Below are 21,629 nucleotides of genomic sequence, written 5' to 3'. Positions count from 1 at the left end.
GTTTGCACGGGGCGCGTGTAGTCCCCGAAGGACTCGCCAGGGATGGGAACTACCGAGACTTCTCGGCAAGTTGGTGAGATAGCGGCGCGTGGGGAGGATTTCCACGTTCGCGCCGGCTATCGCCGTTCGCGAATCGCCAGGCATCTCTGGAAGACGACGGCGCTGACGACGCTGGCGCTCGCCCTTTCAGGCATGGCCGCCCATGGCGATCCCAACGGGCTGTGGCAGCCGCAGATCCGCGCCATCATCGGCGCCGACAACAATGGCGGCAACGCCGCGCTCGAAGGTTTCATCCCGCTCAAGCAGACGGCCGAATCCGTGCTGTTCCTGGATGTCCGGGCCAAGCACGATTTCAAGGATGGTTCCGGCCAGGATGTCGGCCTCGGCATTCGCCGCATCGTCAACCCCGACCTGATGATCGGCGGCTACGCCTATCTCAACCTCGAGAACTACAACTCCACCCAGTTCACCGCGGTCACGCTGGGCGCCGAGGCGATCACGCCTCATTTCGATGCGCATGTGAACGTCTACCTGCCGATCAAGGGCGATTCGACGGATCATTCGACCAGCTCGACCCTGTCGATGGTCAGCAACCAGCTGATCGAGCAGATCTCTGTCCTCGACCATCGCGACTACGCGGCGTGGGGCATCGAGGGCGAGATCGGTGCGCAAGTGCCGGTCAACCTGCCCGACAAGCACTCGCTGCGGCTCGACATTGGCGGCTATCATTTCGAGGATCCGCATGGCGACGACGGCAGCGTCACCGGCGCCAAGGCTGGGTTCGAGTATACGATCGGCGATGTCTTCGGCAGCAACACGGAACTGGTCTTCGCCGGCGAGGTCCGCAACGACAATCGCGACGACACCCAGTTCGCCGGCAGTGTGCGGCTGAACATCCCGTTCAATCCCGGCAGCGGCTCGGACAATGGAGCCGACAGCGGGCCGGAGCCGGTCTATCCGGTCAGCGAAGGCCTGCGCAAGCGCGTCAACGAGCGCGTGCGTGGCGATATCGGCGTCCGCGTCCAGTCGCAGACGCTGACCGGCGGCTCGACGACGCGTGTCGCGATCAACGCCGCCACCAATGCCGCCTTCGGCAAATTCTATTTCGCCGATGGCGGCCTCGCCGGCGCCGGCACGCTGGCCGACCCGACGACGCTGGACGACGCCGTGACCAAGTCGGGCGCGAACGGCTTTGTCGTCGCGCTTGGCGGCAACGGCAATCTGACGACCGGCGGGGTGACGCTTGCCAACGGACAGACCGTCATCGGCGGCGGCGAAAGCGTCACCGCCAGGCTTTTCGGCGGCGGCACCAGCACCTTCAACCTGGGCGGCAGCGACGGCACGATCCAGGGCACCAACGTCGCCAACCCCGTCATCACGCTCGGCAACGGCAACACGCTCAACGGCATAACCATCACCGGCGGCGCCGACGGCATCTTCGGCAACAACATCACCGGCGGGACGCTGACCAATGTGACGGTCACCGGTGCGGGCGGCAACGGCGCCGACTTCACGGGCAGCTCGACCGGCATCACCGGCTCCAACTTCACAGCCACGGGCAACGGCCTCGACGGCCTGCACATCGACGGCGACGGCACCTACAATTTCACCGGCACGACGCTGCTGCAGGGCAATCTCGACGACGGTCTCGATATCACCGGCAAGGGCACCTACACCTTCGCCATCGTCAATGCGCAGGACAATACCGACCGCGGCATCACCGTGCAGGGCACGTCGACCGGCGGCACGTTCACCACCACCGGCGGTACTGTATCGGGCAATGGCGGCACCGCCGTCTTCATCGATCCGATCACCGCCCATGTGGTGCTGGACTCGATCAGCCAGAGCGGCGGCACGTCGGGCGTCGAGCTCGAGAATGTCGCGGGCAGCTTCACCGTCAACGGTGCGACGACGATCTCCAACACGACCGGGCCGGCGATCGCCATTTCAGATTCGCCGGCGACGATCCGCTTCGGCGACATCAGCATCACCAACCCCGGCGCCGACGGCATCTCGTTTGCCGGTGTCAATGCGGCGGTGATCGCCGGCAACATCGTCATCTCCGGGCTGGGTGTCGGCACCGGCCTCGACTTCTCCGGATCCAAGACCAATTTCACCGCGCAGTCGCTCAACATCACCGGTACCGGTGCTGCAGGCTCGATCGGAATCGACTTGACCTCGCCGAGCGTCGGCGGCGCCGTGATCACCATCACCGATGGCGGCGTCATCGCCGGGGTCGATACCGGCGTGCGCTTCGGCCTAGCGGGGTCGCCCGCCAATTCGGCCAACGCCGAGTTCACCTTCGGCGGCGGTTCGATCGCCGGCATCACCGCTTCGCTCGACGCGCGCGGCCTGAACCAGACGCTCGGCCACTATGCGTTCGGCTCGACAGCGTTCAGCGGTCCGCAGCTGTTCGACCAGCAAAATGTCATCTTCGTTGGCTCGTCGGCGACGGGCAGCGGCGACGGCTCCTCGCTGGCGAACCTGGCTGCGGTCGGCACCGCCGATGGCAACACCGACAGCGACGCCATCTTCGTGCTCGTCAACGACGGCACCGCAATCGACGCCTCGGGCGGCTTCTCGCTCAGCGCCGGCCAGACGCTGGCCTCGTTCGGCAACGGGCGGACCTTCTCGCTCGGCGGCGTTCCGGTGAACGTCACAGGCGAAAATGTCGAGCACGATGCAGTCATCTCGGACCCCAGCGGCGCGGCGACGCTGACCAATTCCGGCGCCGGCGATGTCGTGACGCTTGCCAACAACAGCTCGCTGCTTGATTTCAACATATCAGGCGGCAGCGCCAATGGCGTTCATGGCAGCGGCGTAAGCGCGGTGACGATCTCGGGCCTGTCCGTTTCCGGAGCAGGTCTCAACGGCGTGCTGTTCGATGGCACCAACAGCGTTACCGCCACAAACCTGACGTCGGTGGTCAATGCCGGCGCCGGCCTCTCGATCCAGGGCGATGGCACCTACACCTTCAACGGCACGACGACACTGTCGGGCAATACCGATGGCTTGCTGATCAACGGCAACGGAACCTACGCCTTCGAGACGCTTGATGCGAAGGACAATGGCGGCAGCGGCGTTGACGCCACATCGACGGGCTCCGGCTCGCTTTCAACCACGGGCGGAATTATCTCCGGCAACGGCGGTAACGGATTCAGCGCATCCCAGATTGGGCTCGATGTCACGCTGACCAGCCTCAGCCATACCGGCATCGGGACCGGTGTCAGCCTCTCGAACGTCACCGGCAGCTTCGATATCGCTGGCACGACGACCATTTCGAACGCCTCGAACGGCATCTTCATCCAGAACAGCTCGGCAACGGTTGGCTTTGGCGGCAAGGTCACCGTCACAGCTCCAACTGGCTCTGGTATCATACTGGCCGCCAATTCCGGTGCCATCACGTTCGGTGATGTCGCGATCGACCAGCCGGGTCAAAATGCAATCGACATTTTCGGCACCAACGGCGCGATTGGCTTTGGCAATATCGACATCACCGGCCTGCCGACGGCCAAGACCGGGCTCGACCTGTCGGGCAGCAACTCGACCTTCACCGCCACCTCGCTCGACATTGCCGGCGCCGGCACGTCGACAGGCATCGACCTTTCCGGCACCGCCGGCGGCTCGGTGACGATCGGCGCCGGCGTCATTTCAGCCGGCACCGGCGTCCAGATGGGCACGCATGGCGCGTCCGGCACCACCGCCAACACGACCTTCGTGTTCGGCGCGTCCGGGGTTGGCTCGATCACAGGCACGAGCGCGTCGCTCGATATGCGCGGCCTGTCGCCGGGCAGCGGCAGCTATGCCTTCAACACCACGGTGCTGAACGGTCCGCAGCTGTTCGACATTGCCAACGTCGTTTTCGTGGGTTCGGCCAACACGGGCCTAGGCGACGGCTCCAGCGTCAACGACCTGATCAATGCCACCGCGGCGGACGCGCTGGCGGCCCCTGCCAACACGATCTTCGTCCTGGTCAACAACGGGGCCGGAAACATCGATACCGATGCCGACGGCTTCACGCTTGCCGACGGCCAGCAGATCGTATCCTTCGCCAATGGCGCTTCCGTGGACCTGGGCTCGCCGCCCGCCAATGTCACCGGCACGAATGTCATCAGTGGCACGCAGGTGCAAGATGACCCCTTCGGCAATGGCGGGGCGACGCTCAACAATGCGGTTGGCAGCACTATCGACGTGGCGAATGGCAACGTCATCGAGAACCTTACCGTCAGCAATGCCGGCTCGGGCGCGGCGATCGACGGCTCGGGCGTCAATGGCCTGACCATCAACGGCGTAACGATCAGCAGCGCCGTCAGCGGTGTCAACCTGATGGGCGCGTCGGGGGCGATCGGCGTCACCAATCTGAACATTCAGGCGGCGCAGAACGGTATCCTGGTGGCCAATTCGTCGTCGTCGGCCAGCTTCACCGACACCACGATCGGCGGCGTCAGCGGCATCGCCCTGTCGCTCAGCAACTACAGCGGCACAGGCACCTTCACCAATTTCGATATCACCGGCGCTGGCGCTGGCGTCGGCATCGTTGGCGGCTCCACCGGCACGATGACCTTCGACGCGGCAAGCTCGATCGCCGGCACGACGGGCATCGCGTTCAACATCGATACGGCGACGCCAAACGTCACCTACCACGGCACCATCAACCAGACCGCCGCTGCAAGCGCGGTCAAGATCAACGCCATGACCGGCGGCACCGCCACCTTCGGCGGCCTGATCACCGCCAACACCGGTTTCGCCAATGCCATCGACCTGACCGGCAACACCGGCGGCACGATCAACTTCAACGGCGGGCTCAACCTCACCACCGATGGCGGATTTGCCTTCAGTGCCATTGATGGCGGCACGCTGAGCGTGACGGGAACCAACACCGTGGCAACCGGCGCCGGCGTCCTCGAAAGGGGTATCCAGATCGGCGGCACCGGCATGACCATCGGCACGGCCGGTGTTAATTTCGCCAGCGTCACCGTGGACGGCTCGGGTGGCATCGTTTCGAGCGGCATCGTCATCCAGAACACCGCAGGTGGCGATGTCACTTTCGGCGCAGTTGACATCAACCGCGTCAATGGCGATGCCATCCGACTGACCAATGTCAGCAACGCCGTTACCTTCAACGGCACGACGAAGATCGACACCGTTGTCGCCAATGGACTGGGCTTCGCGGTGCAGGATAGCTCGGCCAATGTCACGGTCAACAATTTGGTGACGACGCTGGTTTCGGGCGCCGACGTCAGCCTGGCCAACAACACTGGCACGATCGGGATCGGCGGCACCATCACCAATTCCGGCATCGGCGACGGCGTCGTCGTGTTCGGCGGCAGCGCGGCGATCACGGTCTCGGCAAACATAGCCAGTTCCGCCGGCACACCGGGCACGGCGGTCAAGGTCGACGGTACCACCGGCGGTTCGGCTACCTTCGACGGCAGCATCACCTCGACCGGCACCGGCAATCTTTTCGCGATCGGCTCGTCGCTGCCCCCGGTCGGCGGCGCGATCGGCTTCATCGGCTCGACACTGTCAGCGGTGGGCGGCGGTGGCGCGGTCGTCACTGGTCTTGCCGGCACCGCGACGCTGAACGTCACGGCTCCGCTGTCGATCACCAATGCCGCGGCCACCGGCCTGTCCGTCGCCAATGTCGCCAGCACCGCATCGGCGACCTTCGGGACGGTGACCGTGTCGGGTGCGACAGGCAATGGTATCGACATCACCAACAATGCTGGCGCAGTCACCTTCGGCACCACCAGCGTGACGATGGGCTCGACCGTCGGCCCGGCCGGCATCAACTTCGCCGGCACCAATGCCGACGTCACCTTCGGCACGACCAACGTGACGCTTGGCGCGGGCGCCAACCAGACCGGCATCGACTTCAGCGGGTCGTCAACGGCCGCCGATTTCGGCCTGACCACGATCACCGGCACCGGCGACCTGACCTCGCGCGGCATCGACCTGTCGTCGACCACTGGCAACAAGGTCATCAGCTTTCTGCAGGGTTCGAAGATCGACAATGTCGGCATCGGCGTCGACCTGTCGTCGGGCCTCACCACGGCGACCACCGCCGACGCCATCTTCACCTTCGGCGACGGCGATTCGACGGACGGCCTGGAATCCTTCATCACCGCGGCGTCTGGAGGCTACACCGTCAATACGGTCGGCCTCGACCCGACCAAGGGCAGTTACGATTTCGACGACGTGTTCTTCACCGGCAGCGCCAATCTGGCGACGGCGCCCGGTTCAGTCATCCTGGTCTCGCAGTCGGGCGGGTTCGTTGCCGCGGGCACAACCGGCAACCTCAGCGTGGGCGTCAATACCATATCGCTCGCCGCGGCCGACGCGCTGACCGGCGCGCAGAACTTCGCCTTCGTCGGCACGATCAGCCTTGGCGCCACGACCTTCACGCTCGATTCCGGACAGACCATTGCCGGCTTCGGCAACGGCGGCGTCGTTTCGACCGGAACGATCCAGCCCGCCAATGTCCAGGGCAATCTCGGCGCCACCGGCGGCAACGTCACCGGCGACGAGGCCGTGGTCAACGGCACGGCCAACCTCATGCAGTTGCTCGGCGACAATGCCGTGCGCAACACCGCCTTCGACTTCAGCGGTGCCACCGGTTCCGCCTTCCTCATTGACCAGGGCGCTGTCGGCTTCAGCAATGCCGCAGGCATCACGATCGAAGGCGTGACGATCTCGAATGTGGCGGCGGGCCAGACCGCCGTCCAGGTTACCGGTCTCAATGGTAACCTGTCTGTCATCAACAACAACATCAACGTTGCCGGCGCACTGCTCAACGTCAATGGCGGCACCGGCACCATCTCGGTGTCGCGCGGCTTCCTGCCCAATGGCGGGCCGGCCGGAACGCTGACCGGCGGCGGCATCAGCATCGCCAACCGCACCGGCGGTGCGGTGACCTTCACCGACCAGGTGACGATCGCCGGCGGCAACGGGGTTTCGATTTCGGGCGGCAGCGCCGCCGGCGCCGTGAATTTCAACGGTGGCCTCGACATCACCACCTCCGCCGCCACCGGCCTCGACTTCTCCGGGCTGAATGTCCTGACCATCGCCGATGCCGGCTCGACGACGATCAACGCCACCGGCCAAACGGCGGCGTCGCTGCAGGGCACGCTCGGCGCCGGCGGCGTAAATTTCGACAGCGTCACCGCCAGCGGCGGCGCCAGCGGCATCATCTTCGACGGCGTCGCCGGCACCTTCACCGTCACCGGGGCGACGACTATCACCGGCACAACGGGCGCCGGCATCAGTGCGGGCCCTGGCAACACCGGCACCTTCAATTTCGGCGCGCTCACGGTGAACAACGTCGCGACGGCGGGTAACGGCATCAACTGGGCAAGCGGCACGCTCAATGTTTCAGGCCTCGCCAATATCGACACCGCGGCCGGCGTGGGCATTATTCAGATCGATGGTACGACCAGCTTCACCGGCGGCATGACCATCGACACCACGACCGGGAACGGCATTATGGTAGGCAACGGCGCGATCAACATCAGCGCCACCAGCGGCGCCGAGACGCTGAATTCCACCCTTGGCGTAGCGATGACGCTCCAGGGTACTGCCGCAAACATCGCGCTGGACTCGACCTCGTCCGGCGGCGCCAACATCAATGTATTGTTGAACGGTGTCACCGGCACCGTCAGCCTTGGGACCGGTGCGCTGACAGGTGCAGCAAACGGCTCCTTCGTGGTCGCTGGCGGCACGGTCGCTGTCAGCTACGCCGGCACCGTGACCAACTCGACCGGGACGGGAACGGCGCTGATTGTCCAGGACCGGCTCGCCGGCGCCGGCCTCGTCTCTCTCAGTGGCAATCTGACGTCGAGCGCCGACGGCATACTGTTGCAGAACAATGCCGGCGGCATCGTGACGGTGACAGGCACCTCAAACAGCTTCATCGGCACCGGCACCGGCATCGCCATCGTCAACAACACCGGTGGCACCTACAACATTTCCGGCGCCAGCTACACCGTCAATAGCACCGCGCTCGCTGGCGTTTTCATGGCCGGCAACAGCAGCCCGGTAGTGGCCAATTTCGATGGCGGCGGGCTGAAGATTACCAACGGGTCGACGCAAGGCTTCTTCGCCTCGGGCGCCGGCACGATCAGCGTAACGGGCGCCGGCAACACAATCACGGCCACCGGCACCGGCACCGCGCTCAATCTCGATGGTGTCACGGTCGGCGCCGGCGGAGTGAATTTCTCCAGCATTTCGACCAGCAACGCCACGATCGGCATTGCACTGAACAATGTCGCGTCCTCGGGTGGCGGCGCCATCGCGCTCGGCACGGTCGATTTGCAAGGCATCATCTCGCGTGGCGTCGATGTTTCCGGCACGCTCGGTGCCGCACTGTCCTTCAGCGATCTCGACATTGGGCTGAACAGCCCAGGGGCCGTGGCCTTTGATCTCAACGGCGCGACCATCAACGCGGCAGTGACGGCCAACGATTTCGATGTCACCAACGCGTCCGCCACCGGCGCCTCGATCGGCGTCGACCTGCGCGGCGCCATTGGCGGCCAGGTGGTGCGCCTCGGTGATGCCGCAGCCGGCGGCGCCAGCTCGAGCATTGCCGGCGTCAACACCGGCGTGTTCCTCAACAGCGCGACGAATCTCAACTTCACCTTTGGCGACGGCGAATCGACGACCGACCAGACCTCCACCATCAATGCCAATGTCGGCATCGACGCATCCAGCGCGCCGGTCGCCGGCACCTACAACTTCCAGGATGTCAAGTTCCAGTCGAGCCCCGGCCTCGGCTTCGGCATAGGCAAGATCTATTTCGTCGGGGCGGCGTCGACCGGCGACGGCAGCGGCCGCGACCAGAGCAATCTGGCGACGCTGGCCGACGCCGAATTCAACGCCGCGGCAAGCGACATCATCGTCCTCGTCAACGATGGTGGCGTCATCACCGCGGCCAGCACCAATGGCGACGACACGCTGCTGCTCCTGGCCAATGAACAGGTGCGCGGCTTCGACAATGGCAACATCAATCTGGCGCTGACGGTGCCGCTGCCGATCCAGCTCGCCTCCAACACCATCTCGATCGCCGACCAGACGCCCGGCGGCACCACCACGCTGACGAGCGCCGACGGCGCCAGCGCCCTAACGCTCGGCGCCAGCGGCAATGTCATCGACGGCTTTACCATCAATGGCAACGACGGCACCGGCGCCAATGCCGCGATCGGCATCAGCGCCTCCGGAACGGCGAACGCCACGATCCGCAACATGACGATCTCGAGCGTCACAGCCACCGACATCGACTTCGGCACCGGAGCCACCGGAACGACGACGCTGACCAATCTTTCCCTCTTCTCAACGGGAGCGGCCGGGACCGGCATCAAGTTTGGCGCTGCCTCCGGAACGGTCACCGGCACCAATGTCGACTTCTCGAGCGGCGGCGGTCTGTCGGTGGTCGGCGGCGATGCGGTGTTCAACTTCGACAGCACCAGTTCGATCGCCAACTTCGGCGGCACCGCTGTCCGCATCCAGAATCGTACCGGCGGCAGCTTCGGCTTTGCCGGCACGGTCGGGACGAGCATCGGGTCCAGTGGCATCGCCATCTCCGGCGCAACGGGAGCAAACACGGTCAGCTTCTCGGGCGCGGTCAATCTCACCAGCAACGGCGGCACCCCTGTATCGATCGACAATGGCGGCCAGGCCTCGACCGTCAGCTTCGCCAACCTCACCATCACGACGGGCGGCGCCACAACGGCCTTCACCGCGACCAACGGCGGTACGGTCAATGTCGCCACCGGCTCGATCAGCACGACCGCCAACCGGGCCGTCAACCTCAACGGCATCGCCGCCGGCATCAATTTCACCTCGACCACCTCAGGCGGCGGCGCCAACAATGTCGCGCTCACCAACGTCACCGGTACGGTCAACCTCGGCGGCGGCGCGCTCAGCGGCGCGACGGGTACGGCGTTCCTGGTTTCGGGCGGCTCGGCCAATATCGACTACAACGGCACTATTGCCCACACCGCCAACGCCACCGCGATCGACGTCCAGAACCACACCGGCACCGCCGGCGGGGCCAGCACGATCTCGTTTGACGGAACGGTGTCGTCGACGGTCTCGAGCGACGGCATCAACTTGATCGGCAATGGCGGCACCAACGGCACCAACATCAATTTCACCAACACGCTGACCATCAACACATCGAGCAGCGGCGACGGCTTCAACGCGACCGGCGGCGGCACGGTGACGGTGCAGGGCACCGGCAACACGATCACCTCCGGCACAGGCACGGCGCTCAACGTCGTCAACACGACGATCGGCGCCAGCGGGCTGAATTTCCAGAGCATTTCGGCGAATGGCGGCACCAACGGCATCGTGCTCAACAATACGGGCTCGGGTGGATTGACCGTTACAGGTGTCGGCACCACCGCCGGCTCGGGCGGCACAATTCAGAACACAACCGGGCGCGGCGCCAGTTTCATCAGCGCGAGCAACATCACGTTGAAGAACATGAATTTCACCAATGCCGGCACCGACGATCTCGATGCCGACAATTCGGGGCTTTCGACTGGTGACAACCTCACGACCAACGCGGCCATCCACCTTCAAAACGTCTCTACGGCGACGCTGGACCGGATCGCCATTTCGGGCGGCGCCGAGCAAGGCATCAACGGCAATACCGTTTCGAACTTCACGCTCAGCAACAGCAGCATATCGAATGCGGGCAATGGAGCGGACGAAGATGGCATCCATTTCTACAACATGTCCGGCACCAGCGCGGTCACCAACACCACGATCACAGGCAGCGGCGACGACAACTTCCAGCTGCAGACCCAGTCCGGCACGCTCGCGCTGACGATTTCAGGCGGCAGCTCGACTGGCGCCGTGCTTGGCAGCGGGTATCTGTTCGGCATCCGTGGAACGTCGAACGCCACGATCAACTTCTCGGGTGCCAATTCGAGCAACAACTTCAGCGGTGGCATCGTCGCCGATGCATTCGACAACTCCACAATGAACCTGAACGTCATCAACAGCACTTCGAGCAGCAACAACGATCAGCTGTCCGTCAGCGCCGGGGACAACAGCGATGTGAGCCTCGTCGCCACCGGCAACACGCTGAGCAGCACGGCGGCGGGCGACTTCGTCGTGGTGAGCCTGCTCGGGTCGGCGTTCGACAACGGATTTACTTTTGACGCTCGACTTGAAAGCAACACCATCACGGTCGCAAACGGGCTGACAGCTGATGGCATATCCGTATTCAATGCCGGCGGCGGCGCCATGCGGGTCGGAATCAAAAACAACTCCATCGACTATGCCGGTACGCAACGTGCTATCCTTGTCCAGGCCGGACAGGACGGCGCCGGCAGCATCCTGGCCCAGATAACCGGCAACGCGATTGACATCAAACTGGATGGGACCGGAGATGCAGTTGCTGGCATTTTCGTCCAGTCAGAAGTCGCGTCGCCCTCTGGCGATGGTTCGTCCGTCGACCTGAACATAGGCGGCGCCGGCGCTCTGGCCAACACCTTCACGCATTCGCTTGGCGGCACCATGGCGGGCGGCGACATCCGGGTACGTCAACGCTTCACCGGGACGTTCAACCTTAGCGGCTACGCTGGGGGCACCATGGATACCGCTGCCGTGGCCGCCTATCTGAACGGCCGCAATACAGTTGTTTCTGCATCTACCGCGACGGCGCAAACGAGCGGATTTACCGGGCTTGCCACGCCGCCGTTCCCATGATGGCGACGTTGATGAGGTAGAAAGGCCACCATTTGGTGCGACGATCTACAACCCTGGGCATGCACTGCCTTCCTGCGCCTCTCGTTATTTAAATACTGTCTATTATTTTATAAAGTACTTGGTTTGTTAGAAAGCCAAGTAGACTTTTATGTCGTTCTGTGTATTCTTCTGATATCTAATGAGGGCGCGAGACATGGCCGAGCCATTTCTATCGGAAATCAGGATTATGTCCTTTGTCTTCCCACCCAAGGGTTGGGCGCTCTGTAACGGGCAGCTTTTGCCGATCAACCAGAACCAGGCATTATTTTCACTGCTCGGAACCACTTTCGGCGGTGACGGCCAAGTCAATTTCGCGCTGCCCGATTATAGGGGACGTATCCCGATCCACGTTGGGAGCGGTCACACATTAGGCGAGCGCGGTGGCGAGCAAAGCCATACGCTGTCGATTTCCGAAATACCGACACACGTTCACTTTGCGCAGGCAAGCACAAACACCGGTAGCAGCCAGGATGGTGCGGGGAACGTTTTGGGGGTGGTTCCGGGGCGGCTGTATAGCGATTTCGCGAACGTGACGACGCTGAGCCCGAGCACAATTACCAGTGTCGGCGGCAGTCAGGCACATCTCAACATGCAGCCGTTCCTGACGCTGAGCTTCTGCATTGCCCTGCAGGGCATTTTCCCTTCGCCGAATTAAGGAGGCGCGATCATGGCACAGCCTTATATTGGTGAGATACGCATGTTTGCCGGCAATTTCGCCCCGGCCGGCTGGATGTTCTGCGAGGGACAGCTTCTGCCGATCTCGGAGAACGAGACACTGTTCCAGCTGATTGGCACGACCTATGGCGGCGATGGCCAGAGCACCTTCGCGCTGCCCGACCTGCGAGGCCGTGTTCCGCTCCATCAGGGCAGCGGCTTCATCCTTGCGGAGACGGGAGGCATAGAGGAAGTCAATCTGACAATTTCCCAGATTCCGTCACACAGCCATCCGATGGTCGCGTCCCTGAGCATTGGTCAAGATACCAGTCCCAGCGGGAAGGTCGTTGCACAGATTGGCGGTGGCGCCTTGCCCTACATCCAGGACACGACCGATACCGACATGGCCCAGCAGGCTGTAACAGCCGTTGGCGGCAGCCAGCCGCACAACAATTTCCAGCCGTATCTTTGCATCAGCTTTATCATTTCACTTTTCGGCATCTTTCCGTCGCCGACCTGAGAGGGACATCATGGCTGACCCGTTCGTCGCCGAAATCCGAATCTTCCCCTTTTATTTCGCGCCCAGGGGCTGGGCGTGGTGCGACGGGCAGTTGCTGCCGCTGTCGCAGAACACGGCATTGTTCTCGTTGCTGGGCACGACCTATGGCGGCAATGGCAAAAGCAATTTTGCCTTGCCCGACCTTCAGGGCCGCTTGCCGATGCACCCGGGGCAAGGACCAGGGCTTTCGCTGCACGATCTCGGCGAGACCGACGGTACGGAAACGGTAAGCCTGCTCGAATCGGAGATTCCTAACCACACCCACGCAATGCGCGACCATGACATCGACCTGGGCGAACTCAATGCGCCGTCCTCGACGCGAAGCCTGGCCAAATCCACCAACGCAACAATCTATACCCCGGCGGCCAACCTGACGCAGATGAGCCCTCAAGCGCTCCCCCCTGCCGGCGGCGACCAGCCGCACAACAACATGCAGCCCTATCTCACCTGCTATTTCTGCATCGCGCTGCAGGGCGTCTTCCCGCCAAGAAGCTGAATTCCGAACCGAAAGGGCAGGACCGTACGATGGCTAAGAACGCAGAACCGAAGTCGAAGGTCCCCGCAGCGAAGACGCCGGCGCCGAAAGCGGCTTCCAGGGCCCGCCCGGCGCCGTCCAGCCCTCCACCCATTTTCCAGCACAAGCCGGCCGGCACGTCGTTTTTCGAACTGTCGCGGCTGATGGTGGTGGGGATCGATTCCGCCAAGGGGCAGTTGATCCAGAAGGCGCAGCTTTCGCCGAACGGGCCATGGCCCTCGGCCTGGTCGTTCATCGCGCCCGGCGCCTGGGTGATCATGACGGCGGGCCTCACCAAGGACGGCCGTGTCGCCGTGGTCGCGCAGCCATCGGGAACCACCGATCTGTCCTTCATCACCGAAGACTCCAACCAGATCGGCCCGGTCGAGAAATGGACCGCGCCGATCAGCATCGGCACGCCGCCCGGCGCCACCTCCTATCAGAAGCTTTCGATGGCGCGCGATGCCGATGGCCGCATCGAGGTCTTCGTCACCGACAATCAGGGCCGCATCTGGTGGATCTACCAGAATCCGGACCAGATCGTGCAGGTGCAGAAAACCATCACGCCGCCCGGCACGACGACACCGATCGTCGTCACCGTCGACGTGCTGACGCCGCCGGCCAAACCGTGGAGCGACTGGATCCAGATCCCCGGCGGCCTGGTGACGGTTTCGGCGATACGCCAGGGTGACGGCCGCATCGCGCTGTTCGGCATCAATTCGAACCTGCATCTCTATCGCTGCCAACAGGCGAAGGCGCAGGCCTTGAAGGCCGCCGACTGGACGGGTTGGGTGCAGATCGACACGACCCAGACAGGTGGTTTCATCGAGATGGCGCCGGTCATCGGTCCATTGGGCGCCACCAATTTGTTCGCCCTGACCCAGAACGGCCAGGTGCTGCACACGCGCCAGATGCCCGCCGGATCGGATACGTGGACGCAGTGGGCGACACCCGGCTACTCCAGGGCGCCCAACCAGGCGCTTGCCGCCGGCATCCAGGGCGATGGCGATATCGTGTTGGTCGCGGCCGACCAGCAGCACTTCCTCCAATTCAACGCGCAATGGGATGCCTATACCCAGAACTGGTCGGGATGGCGCGATTTCGGCGCATCCCTTCGCTCGACGCGCCTGACGCTCAACTACAATGCCGACGGCCGGCTCGCTTTGTTCAGCCTGGCGCTCATGCCGGACGGCACCAACGGGCTGTGGACGATCAACCAGATGGGCGTCGACAGTTCCGAATGGGAGTATAATTGGACGTCGCTGACCGACAACAATCTCAAGCAGATCGTCGTCGTGCGCGACCTGACGCCGCCGGTCTGACGGTTGATTTCCGGCAGCGTGGCGGAAGGCAAGCAGGCCCGTCCGGTCTGGCCCCGGTCTGACACGGCCGGGCTCCGCTTTCGTGCGGCAGTGGAGGCGGACTTGCCGTTCCTGTCGCGGCTCTATGCCTCGACCCGCTTCGAAGAACTCGCGGTGACGTCGTGGAGCGAGGCGCAGAAGGCCGAATTCCTCGGCATGCAGTTCCAGGCCCAGCACGCGCATTACCGAAAACACTATCCCGAGGCCGATTGGCTGGTGGTGGAACGCGATAGCGAAGACATCGGCCGACTCTATATCGAGCGCTGGCCAACCCAGCACCGCATCATCGACATCGCCTTCCTGCCGCATCATCGCCGCAAGGGTTACGGCACCGCGCTGCTCTGCGACCTCATCGACGAGGCATGGTTAGCCGGCAAATCAGCGTCGATCCATGTCGAGAAGCACAATCCGGCGAGACGGCTTTATGTCGCGCTCGGCTTCGCGGTCGTCGAGGACAAGGGCGTTTATGACCTGATGGCCTGTGCGCCGCCGGGGGGCGACGATCTATGATCGTCGGAACCGATTTGTTGGCAGATGCGATCATTGTCTATGGTCATCGTTTGCGCTGCCCCTCACCTGCCTGCCGGCATCCTCTCCCCTACAGTGACGGGGAGAGGGACGCTTTCATCGCGGATTTCGCCAATCTCCAGCGTTGCAAGAAAGGCGCCGGCGTCGCAGCCAGCCACTCTCGCCCCGTTTACGGGGAGAGATGTCCGGCAGGACAGTGAGGGGCGGCGCCGGCGGCAAGGATTGTCGCATTAGGCCCTGTCACGATGCGATAGGCCTGCATGCAGCCCAAAACTGGGTCCTAATTGAACACCGCCTCGTACAGCCGCCCCGTCGCATCGGCGGCGACCGGCACGATGAAGATCTCGTGGCTGCCGCTTTCCCCCGTGAAAAGATAGGTCGCCTGCGGCAGTGCGATGTCGCGCGGGCCTTTGAACAGCAGCGAGAAACCGCCGCCCGGGCGCGGGCTGGCGGCGATGGGCTTGACCGCGCTCAGTTCGAGCGGGATTTGCTGGCCCCCGGCTTCGATGGTGAAGGTTTGTCCCTGCTTGAAATCAGATACCGACGCCATCCCGTTTGCCTCAATCTGTCCGCCGGAGCGGTTCAGCGTTCGGATCGCTGATCCGATCCGGCTTTTGTTTCTTCGCAATTGCCAGGGGAAAACCGCTCCACACTTTTCCTGGAATTGCTCCAGTGGAGGCACTGTCGCCGCTTCGCCGCAAGCTGTCCAGAGGCGGGCAGGCTGGCGGTCGTGTTCCCCAAGACAATCGACCGCCGCAATCCCAAAATACAGCACCGCCTGTCCTTTTATGCGCGCGAGAGACGCTGTAGTACTTTGTTCCTGCGCGGGGTTCCTTTCGACCCAAGATCAGCGCAAACAAGCATAGATCCCGGCTTCGGGACCATTGGCAGCCTGATGGGCGTGCGGGAGACGGATGATGGCGGATGCAAAGACGGAAGTGACGGGCGACGCGATGCCGCTGTTCTATTCGAGGCCCGAGGCGCTCAACCCGGCGCGGCACGGCTCGCTGGGCCTGACCGCGCGCAGCGATTTCGGCTTCGCCCGCTCGGCGCACGCCATTCCGGTGGTGGCGTCGGAAATGCCGGCGGCGATGCGCTCCTACCCAATCGTCTTCATCGGCCCGGGCAAGGCGCCGGTGATCATCACCGGCGTGCGTCAGAACGAGAACCTGTTCGTCGATGCCGAAGGCAAATGGACCGCGCCGCACTACATCCCCGCCTATGTCCGCCGCTATCCCTTCATCCTTGCCGAAGACCCGACATCGGCCGGCCGGCTGACGCTGTGCGTCGAACGGGCCAGCGACCGCATCGTCGACCAGTTGCTGGCGCCGTCCCGCGATGACAAGATCCTGCCGTTCTTCACCGGCAACGAGCCAACCGAAGCGACCAAACAGGCGCTCGCCTTCTGCAATCAGTTCCAGATCGACTTCCGAGCCACCCGCGAGATGGTCGAAAAGATCGATGCGCACGGCCTGTTTTCGCCACGCCAGAGCAAGGTGACGCTGGAAGGCGGCGAGGTGCTCAACCTCACCGATTTCCAGGTGATCGACGAGCCGGCCTTCAACAAATTGAGCGACGAGGCGTTTCTCGACCTGCGCAAATCAGGCGCGCTCGGCCTGCTCTATTGCCATCTCGCCTCGACCAACAGCTGGACCTCGCTGGTGCATCAGGCGTCGCTGCGGAAGGCGGGGCGGCCAGCGAGCTGATTTCACCCTGGCACGCACTAGATTGATCGTCACAACAGCGCAAGTGATTAACTTGAGGACACAGTGATAGTTCCGTCTTCAGGGCCGCTTACGATGGTCTCCTCGAAGTAATTATTTGTGATCCGAACATAGTATTCTCCGGCCAGAGCGCCGGATTCCGCTTTTAGCTTAAAGTTAATTGTTGTTGTGTCTTCGATGTTAGTGTCATTGTCGTTGATCAATAAACATGAGGCTATGTCTGAAGTGTCAGCATAAATAAAGTCGATTACCAAGTACTCTGTGTCGTTAAACCAGCCACGGTCCGGGGAGACCGTCACGCTCACAGTAATCGGCTCTCCGGCTCTTACAGCATTCCCTTCAGGTGTATCGACGCGCACTATATCTACTCTTGCCATGATCCATCTCCCTTTGGCATTCTCAAATGACAATCGGGAACGCTAGTCGAGATCGCCGCGCCCGTTGCGGTTCATGGCGCCACCGGACCGCCCCATCGCACCGCCAGACCTGCCCATGGCGCCGCCCGATCGCCCCATGGCACCACCAGATCTTCCCATTGCTCCACCCGACCGACCAAACGAATGCGGGTCCAGCTCTGCACCCAACAGAACATCTTCGAGCGTTCCCGTGTCGAGCTCCAGCCGCATTGTCAGGTCACTCTTGTCGTACACCCAGACCTGCATTCCGCGGGCAAATGAGCCTATCTGCGATGAAAGTCCGGTATAGGCAGGGTCGCTTGGACCGCGGCTCATGACCTTCAGATCGGTGTCCGCCGGAGCTGGATAATCAACCGCGGTGCCAGGCCCATGAACAAGAAGTATGGTCGGTCTGGCCAGCTCGTAGAACTGCGCCTCGAAGGTGAATGCATAGATCCTTGCCAGCAGGCTGCCGGAGGCGTCGATCTGGTTCTGCAGGAATCTGTTATTGCCAGGTCTTGGAGGCCGTCCCCCATCGATCCTCTTCTTCAGCTTCAAATCTTCAAGAACTCTACCGAACAAGTGTATGGCCGAGGTATTTAAAATGGTTTCAGTTATCATGGATCACCCCATCCTCTGCAATGTCGATCAAAGCTCGGCGCCACTTCTGGACATCCAATATTTCTCGAAATAGCTCATATCCGGGAGACGCACCTGATCCCGTGGACGAGCGGTTCGACCCTCATGAACATGGCTCTTTCGGTCTGGCTTCGTCAGGCGAGGCCCGGCACGGTAGCGAAAAATCCCTCTTCGGTCGAAATCCCGGAAGATGATGCTTGATAGTTCTCCTCCGGTCACACGGTCGTCGACCGCGAGCATCGTTCTCGCCACGTCACGATAGTCCAGGAAATCCGGGGCGAGAGCCCACAGCGTCTCGGCGAGATAGGTACCCACGATATCGCGCGCGTCGAGCAGCGCTTCGACGAAACCGTCTGGATTGCGCGTGAAATCGCGGTCAAAGACCTTCTGGAGCGGCGCCTCGGCGGTTGGATAGATCTCGGCGAGGTCGGCAAGATCTTCGGCCTCCGGCGAAATCAGTCCTCGATCCACCAAGCTCTCGTGAAAGACATCGACCAGAATGTCGAAGACGGCACCCGTTAGAGGTTGCGACAAGGCATGCTCGTCGGTCCAGCCGTCCGCGAAATCGGCCATCGTCAGCTTGTTGTTGGCCTCGCGTATCTGGCGGTGCGGTGAAAATTCCGAAAAGCGAGAGAGTTGATTGGCGATGTAGAGGTTCCCGCGCGTCACCGTCAGAACGTTTTCGATCACGGATGGAAAATGCATGGCCGCGATCAACGAAACGCAGTCGGAAAAGGCCTCCTGAAAGCCCAGATATTCGGGGAACTCAGCTCCCGGCTTGGGTATGCCGAGGACGCTGTAGACGAACGCATGGCCAACCTCATGCGCGATAATATCGAAGTCGAGGCTGAAGGGGAGCGCGCTTCCGTCTTTCGTGAATTGGCTGCCGAGCTCGAGGAAGCCATAGCCGTATTGAGCGTTGTCCCAATCCGGCAGGATCGAGATTTCCAGACGGTCGTGGTGATCGTGGAAATGCCAGACGAGCGGTTGGCCGATGTAACGCTCCCAAACGTCGAGCGTGAAGCGCACGCATCCGAACGCGTGCGCTGCTTCGAAGCCGGGCGTCGAGGGCTGATAGTGATCGAAGTTGCCTTCCTCGTCGGGAATGGCCGGATCGAGGATAGCTCGCGTCCAGGGCGGCAGGGAGATGAAGGGCGTGCCCAACGGACCGTGGTTGACGCCATAGGGCCGCATCTTGTCGGCCGGCTCGACGACATACATACGATCGTCGGATGGGCCAGGTCCGACACTGCCTCGCGGGGAAGAAACCGTAATGATCTCGGGACTTGACGTAGGGTCTTCGAACGGAGGCTGAACGAACAACCTGAACCGGGTACCCATTCCCCACCTCTCGGTTATATTAGTGGCATAACATAATATCCGCGGGATGGCGAGGGCGTTGGTTTGTCGGGTAAATCTTCCTGAAGGCCGATTCTTGATTATCGGCGACAATTTGACTCAAGAACAATGCGTATCGCTACTGCAGCAGCTGGAGCAACTTCTGGTAGCGAGGATGACTACGAACAGAGGCGAAATCGGAATCGTTCTTGAACCAGAGTCTCATCTCGGCGCCAGCCTGCGGCAGCCACGCTTCCAAAAGGTCGATCGAACGTTCGAACTCCCCCAGCAACGCATAGGTACAAGCTGCGTTGTATTGGACGTTGATATCGTTAGGGTCGATCGCCAGAGACCGGTCAAGCCACTTGGCCGCCCTATCGCGTTCACCAAGGAAGGCCAGCACGATAGCCCCTAGGCAGGCACAATTGGCGTTCTCGGGATGCAAACGGAGTTCCTCTTCAGCTCTCTCCAATGCGATTCGTGCATAAAGCTCCGCGTCGTTCTGTTGGCCGAGAGTACGAAAGACGTTCACCAGCATCACCGGTGCGCCGTAGTCGGACGGTTTGATTTCCATCGCGCGCATGAAGTACGTAGCGGCGAACTCGAACTGGCCGCCGGTTACGCAAAACTCGGCATAGTAACGATTGGCCTCGTGGCAATTGGCGTCGAGCGTAAGAGCCTGTTCGAACGCCGCCGCAGCCTCGGAACGGCGATCGGCGAGGGACAGGGCAAAGCCCCTGGCTGAATGCGCTTCGGCCAAATTCGCGTCCAGGGCCAGGGCCTTGTCCGCGGTCGCGAGAATGTCGTCCACATGGATCGGTGAGCCGTAGTTCGACTGAAGGCGTACGTCGCAGACCGCCAGACCTGCATAGGCACGGGCATATCCCGGATCGAGCTCAATGGCCCTGATATAGCTTTGTCTGGCCATCAGGTGGTTGGCTCTGGTCGCGATGTGGCTGTAATCGCGCCCTCGAAGGTAATGCGTATAGGCTTCCACATTGTCCGTCGGCGCCTGCTCGATAGCTTTCCTCTCCTCAGGCAGGAGCTTGACCCTGAGCTGCGCCACGACCGCTTTGGCGATTTCGTCCTGCACGGCGAAGATGTCGGTGAGGTCGCGGTCGTAGCGGGCAGCCCAAACGTGTCCGTCCGTGGCGCCCTCGATCAACTCGGCATTGATCCTGACCCGGTTTCCCGCCTTGCGGACGCTGCCCTCGACAATGTAGCCGACGCCAAGCTCCCTGGCGATGCGTTCCATCTTGTCGGTCCTGCCCTTGAACGCGAAGACTGTATTGCGGCTGAGCACGAACAGGCCGGAGACGTTCGAGAGGTCGGTTATGATGTCTTCAGTGATGCCATCGCTGAAATACTGCTGGTCGGGATCAGCGCTAAGATTGGCGAATGGCAGGATCGCCACCGACGGCTTGTCGGACCGCACCAGCGTCTGGACGGTTCTGGCCGCAACATGCGTCTCGACATAAGACACGCCCTGGTCCCAGTTGGCGAAGTAGACATGCACCTGCTGGGCAATGTTCTTGACGGTCCTGGTGCCCTGATCGGCGAAGTCGACGCCCAGCTTGTTGCCGACCGCATGGCGCACCGCTTCCGAGCAGGCAATGCCGCCGGGCATCGCGAGGCCCTGCAGCCGCACCGCAAGATTGACACCGTCGCCCTGGAAATCATCACCGTCGACAATGATGTCGCCAAGGTTGATGCCCATGCGAAACTTGAAATGCCGATCCTCGGGGATGCCGGCATTCCGCTCGGGCATGCCGCGCTGGATCTCGACCGCGCAGCGCGCCGCATTGATTACGCTGCCGAACTCGACCAGAAAGCCGTCACCCATCACCTTGAAGATGCGCCCGCCGTGCTTGGTGACGGTCGGATCGAAGAACTCCCGTCGATGCTGCCGAAGGAGATTGAGCGTGTGCTCTTCGTCGACCTCCATAAGACGGCTATAGCCGACCACATCCGCGGCCAGGATCGCCGCCAGCCGACGCTCAACATGCTCCTCGGACATGTCGTCTCCTGAAATCGCAGACAATTGTTCCGCCTGAGTTAGTTCTAGCTGATTTACCTGCTCGGCGCCAACGCCGCTGGAGGTCGCTCGCGCCCGATTCGCGGTCTCGGCCGTCATGGTCGCGAAATGGAAGCGAAAGCCGTTGGCCG

Annotated in this window: 12 protein-coding genes; 7 read left to right on the top strand and 5 right to left on the bottom strand. The window is 62.4% G+C overall.

Annotated features, from left to right (window positions below; translation table 11 throughout):
• Positions 1–42 precede the first annotated feature (42 nt).
• The 6 genes from AC0L3E_RS31110 to AC0L3E_RS31085 all read left to right on the top strand — a co-directional run bounded on the left by AC0L3E_RS31110 (position 43) and on the right by AC0L3E_RS31085 (position 15,349).
• Positions 43–11,712, top strand: coding sequence for a beta strand repeat-containing protein (locus tag AC0L3E_RS31110; RefSeq protein WP_473606447.1), 11,670 nt, complete (start codon positions 43–45; stop codon positions 11,710–11,712).
• A 193-nt stretch (positions 11,713–11,905) separates the two neighbouring features.
• Positions 11,906–12,406 (top strand): phage tail protein, encoded by a 501-nt coding sequence (locus tag AC0L3E_RS31105; protein WP_127267580.1) that lies wholly within the window; start codon positions 11,906–11,908, stop codon positions 12,404–12,406.
• A gap of 12 nt (positions 12,407–12,418) precedes the next feature.
• On the top strand, positions 12,419–12,925 hold the full coding sequence (locus AC0L3E_RS31100; RefSeq protein ID WP_256747740.1) for a phage tail protein: 507 nt from the start codon (positions 12,419–12,421) through the stop codon (positions 12,923–12,925).
• Between the two features lie 10 nt (positions 12,926–12,935).
• Positions 12,936–13,460, top strand: a complete 525-nt coding sequence (locus AC0L3E_RS31095) for a phage tail protein (RefSeq protein WP_127267582.1) — start codon at positions 12,936–12,938, stop codon at positions 13,458–13,460.
• A 29-nt stretch (positions 13,461–13,489) separates the two neighbouring features.
• Positions 13,490–14,800 carry a DUF8189 domain-containing protein gene (locus AC0L3E_RS31090; protein ID WP_473606446.1) on the top strand — a complete coding sequence of 437 codons (1,311 nt, stop codon included), beginning with the start codon at positions 13,490–13,492 and terminating at the stop codon, positions 14,798–14,800.
• An 18-nt stretch (positions 14,801–14,818) separates the two neighbouring features.
• Positions 14,819–15,349 carry a GNAT family N-acetyltransferase gene (locus tag AC0L3E_RS31085; RefSeq protein WP_281061727.1) on the top strand — a complete coding sequence of 177 codons (531 nt, stop codon included), beginning with the start codon at positions 14,819–14,821 and terminating at the stop codon, positions 15,347–15,349.
• 298 nt (positions 15,350–15,647) lie between these two features.
• Here the strand turns inward: AC0L3E_RS31085 and AC0L3E_RS31080 are convergent, their stop codons facing one another.
• On the bottom strand, positions 15,648–16,142 hold the full coding sequence (locus AC0L3E_RS31080; protein WP_473606445.1) for a DUF6916 family protein: 495 nt from the start codon (positions 16,140–16,142) through the stop codon (positions 15,648–15,650).
• A gap of 142 nt (positions 16,143–16,284) precedes the next feature.
• Here AC0L3E_RS31080 and AC0L3E_RS31075 point away from each other — a divergent pair, with 142 nt between their 5' ends.
• A complete protein-coding gene (locus tag AC0L3E_RS31075; protein ID WP_473606444.1) occupies positions 16,285–17,073 on the top strand; it encodes a SapC family protein in 789 nt (262 codons plus the stop codon).
• Positions 17,074–17,120: 47 nt separating this feature from the next.
• Here AC0L3E_RS31075 and AC0L3E_RS31070 read toward each other — a convergent pair whose 3' ends face one another.
• The 4 genes from AC0L3E_RS31070 to AC0L3E_RS31055 form a co-directional block, all read right to left on the bottom strand.
• Positions 17,121–17,468: a hypothetical protein gene (locus tag AC0L3E_RS31070; protein ID WP_473606443.1), complete on the bottom strand. Its 348-nt coding sequence runs from the start codon at positions 17,466–17,468 to the stop codon at positions 17,121–17,123.
• A gap of 42 nt (positions 17,469–17,510) precedes the next feature.
• Positions 17,511–18,107, bottom strand: coding sequence for a hypothetical protein (locus tag AC0L3E_RS31065; protein ID WP_127267587.1), 597 nt, complete (start codon positions 18,105–18,107; stop codon positions 17,511–17,513).
• Between the two features lie 27 nt (positions 18,108–18,134).
• Positions 18,135–19,466 carry a gluzincin family metallopeptidase gene (locus AC0L3E_RS31060; RefSeq protein ID WP_473606466.1) on the bottom strand — a complete coding sequence of 444 codons (1,332 nt, stop codon included), beginning with the start codon at positions 19,464–19,466 and terminating at the stop codon, positions 18,135–18,137.
• Between the two features lie 136 nt (positions 19,467–19,602).
• Positions 19,603–21,480 (bottom strand): adenylate/guanylate cyclase domain-containing protein, encoded by a 1,878-nt coding sequence (locus tag AC0L3E_RS31055; protein WP_127267589.1) that lies wholly within the window; start codon positions 21,478–21,480, stop codon positions 19,603–19,605.
• Positions 21,481–21,629 lie beyond the last annotated feature (149 nt).

This window comes from Mesorhizobium sp. WSM4822 (assembly GCF_055811155.1).
This window is presented reverse-complemented; position numbering and strand designations above follow the sequence as displayed.

Excerpts from the sequence above, each read along its gene's own strand:
- AC0L3E_RS31110 (WP_473606447.1), top strand. The coding sequence starts at position 43 with ATGGGAACTACCGAGACTTCTCGGCAAGTTGGTGAGATAGCGGCGCGT.
- AC0L3E_RS31105 (WP_127267580.1), top strand. The coding sequence starts at position 11,906 with ATGGCCGAGCCATTTCTATCGGAAATCAGGATTATGTCCTTTGTCTTC.
- AC0L3E_RS31100 (WP_256747740.1), top strand. The coding sequence starts at position 12,419 with ATGGCACAGCCTTATATTGGTGAGATACGCATGTTTGCCGGCAATTTC.
- AC0L3E_RS31095 (WP_127267582.1), top strand. The coding sequence starts at position 12,936 with ATGGCTGACCCGTTCGTCGCCGAAATCCGAATCTTCCCCTTTTATTTC.
- AC0L3E_RS31090 (WP_473606446.1), top strand. The coding sequence starts at position 13,490 with ATGGCTAAGAACGCAGAACCGAAGTCGAAGGTCCCCGCAGCGAAGACG.
- AC0L3E_RS31075 (WP_473606444.1), top strand. The coding sequence starts at position 16,285 with ATGGCGGATGCAAAGACGGAAGTGACGGGCGACGCGATGCCGCTGTTC.
- AC0L3E_RS31070 (WP_473606443.1), bottom strand. The coding sequence starts at position 17,468 with ATGGCAAGAGTAGATATAGTGCGCGTCGATACACCTGAAGGGAATGCT.
- AC0L3E_RS31065 (WP_127267587.1), bottom strand. The coding sequence starts at position 18,107 with ATGATAACTGAAACCATTTTAAATACCTCGGCCATACACTTGTTCGGT.
- AC0L3E_RS31060 (WP_473606466.1), bottom strand. The coding sequence starts at position 19,466 with ATGGGTACCCGGTTCAGGTTGTTCGTTCAGCCTCCGTTCGAAGACCCT.
- AC0L3E_RS31055 (WP_127267589.1), bottom strand. The coding sequence starts at position 21,480 with ATGTCCGAGGAGCATGTTGAGCGTCGGCTGGCGGCGATCCTGGCCGCG.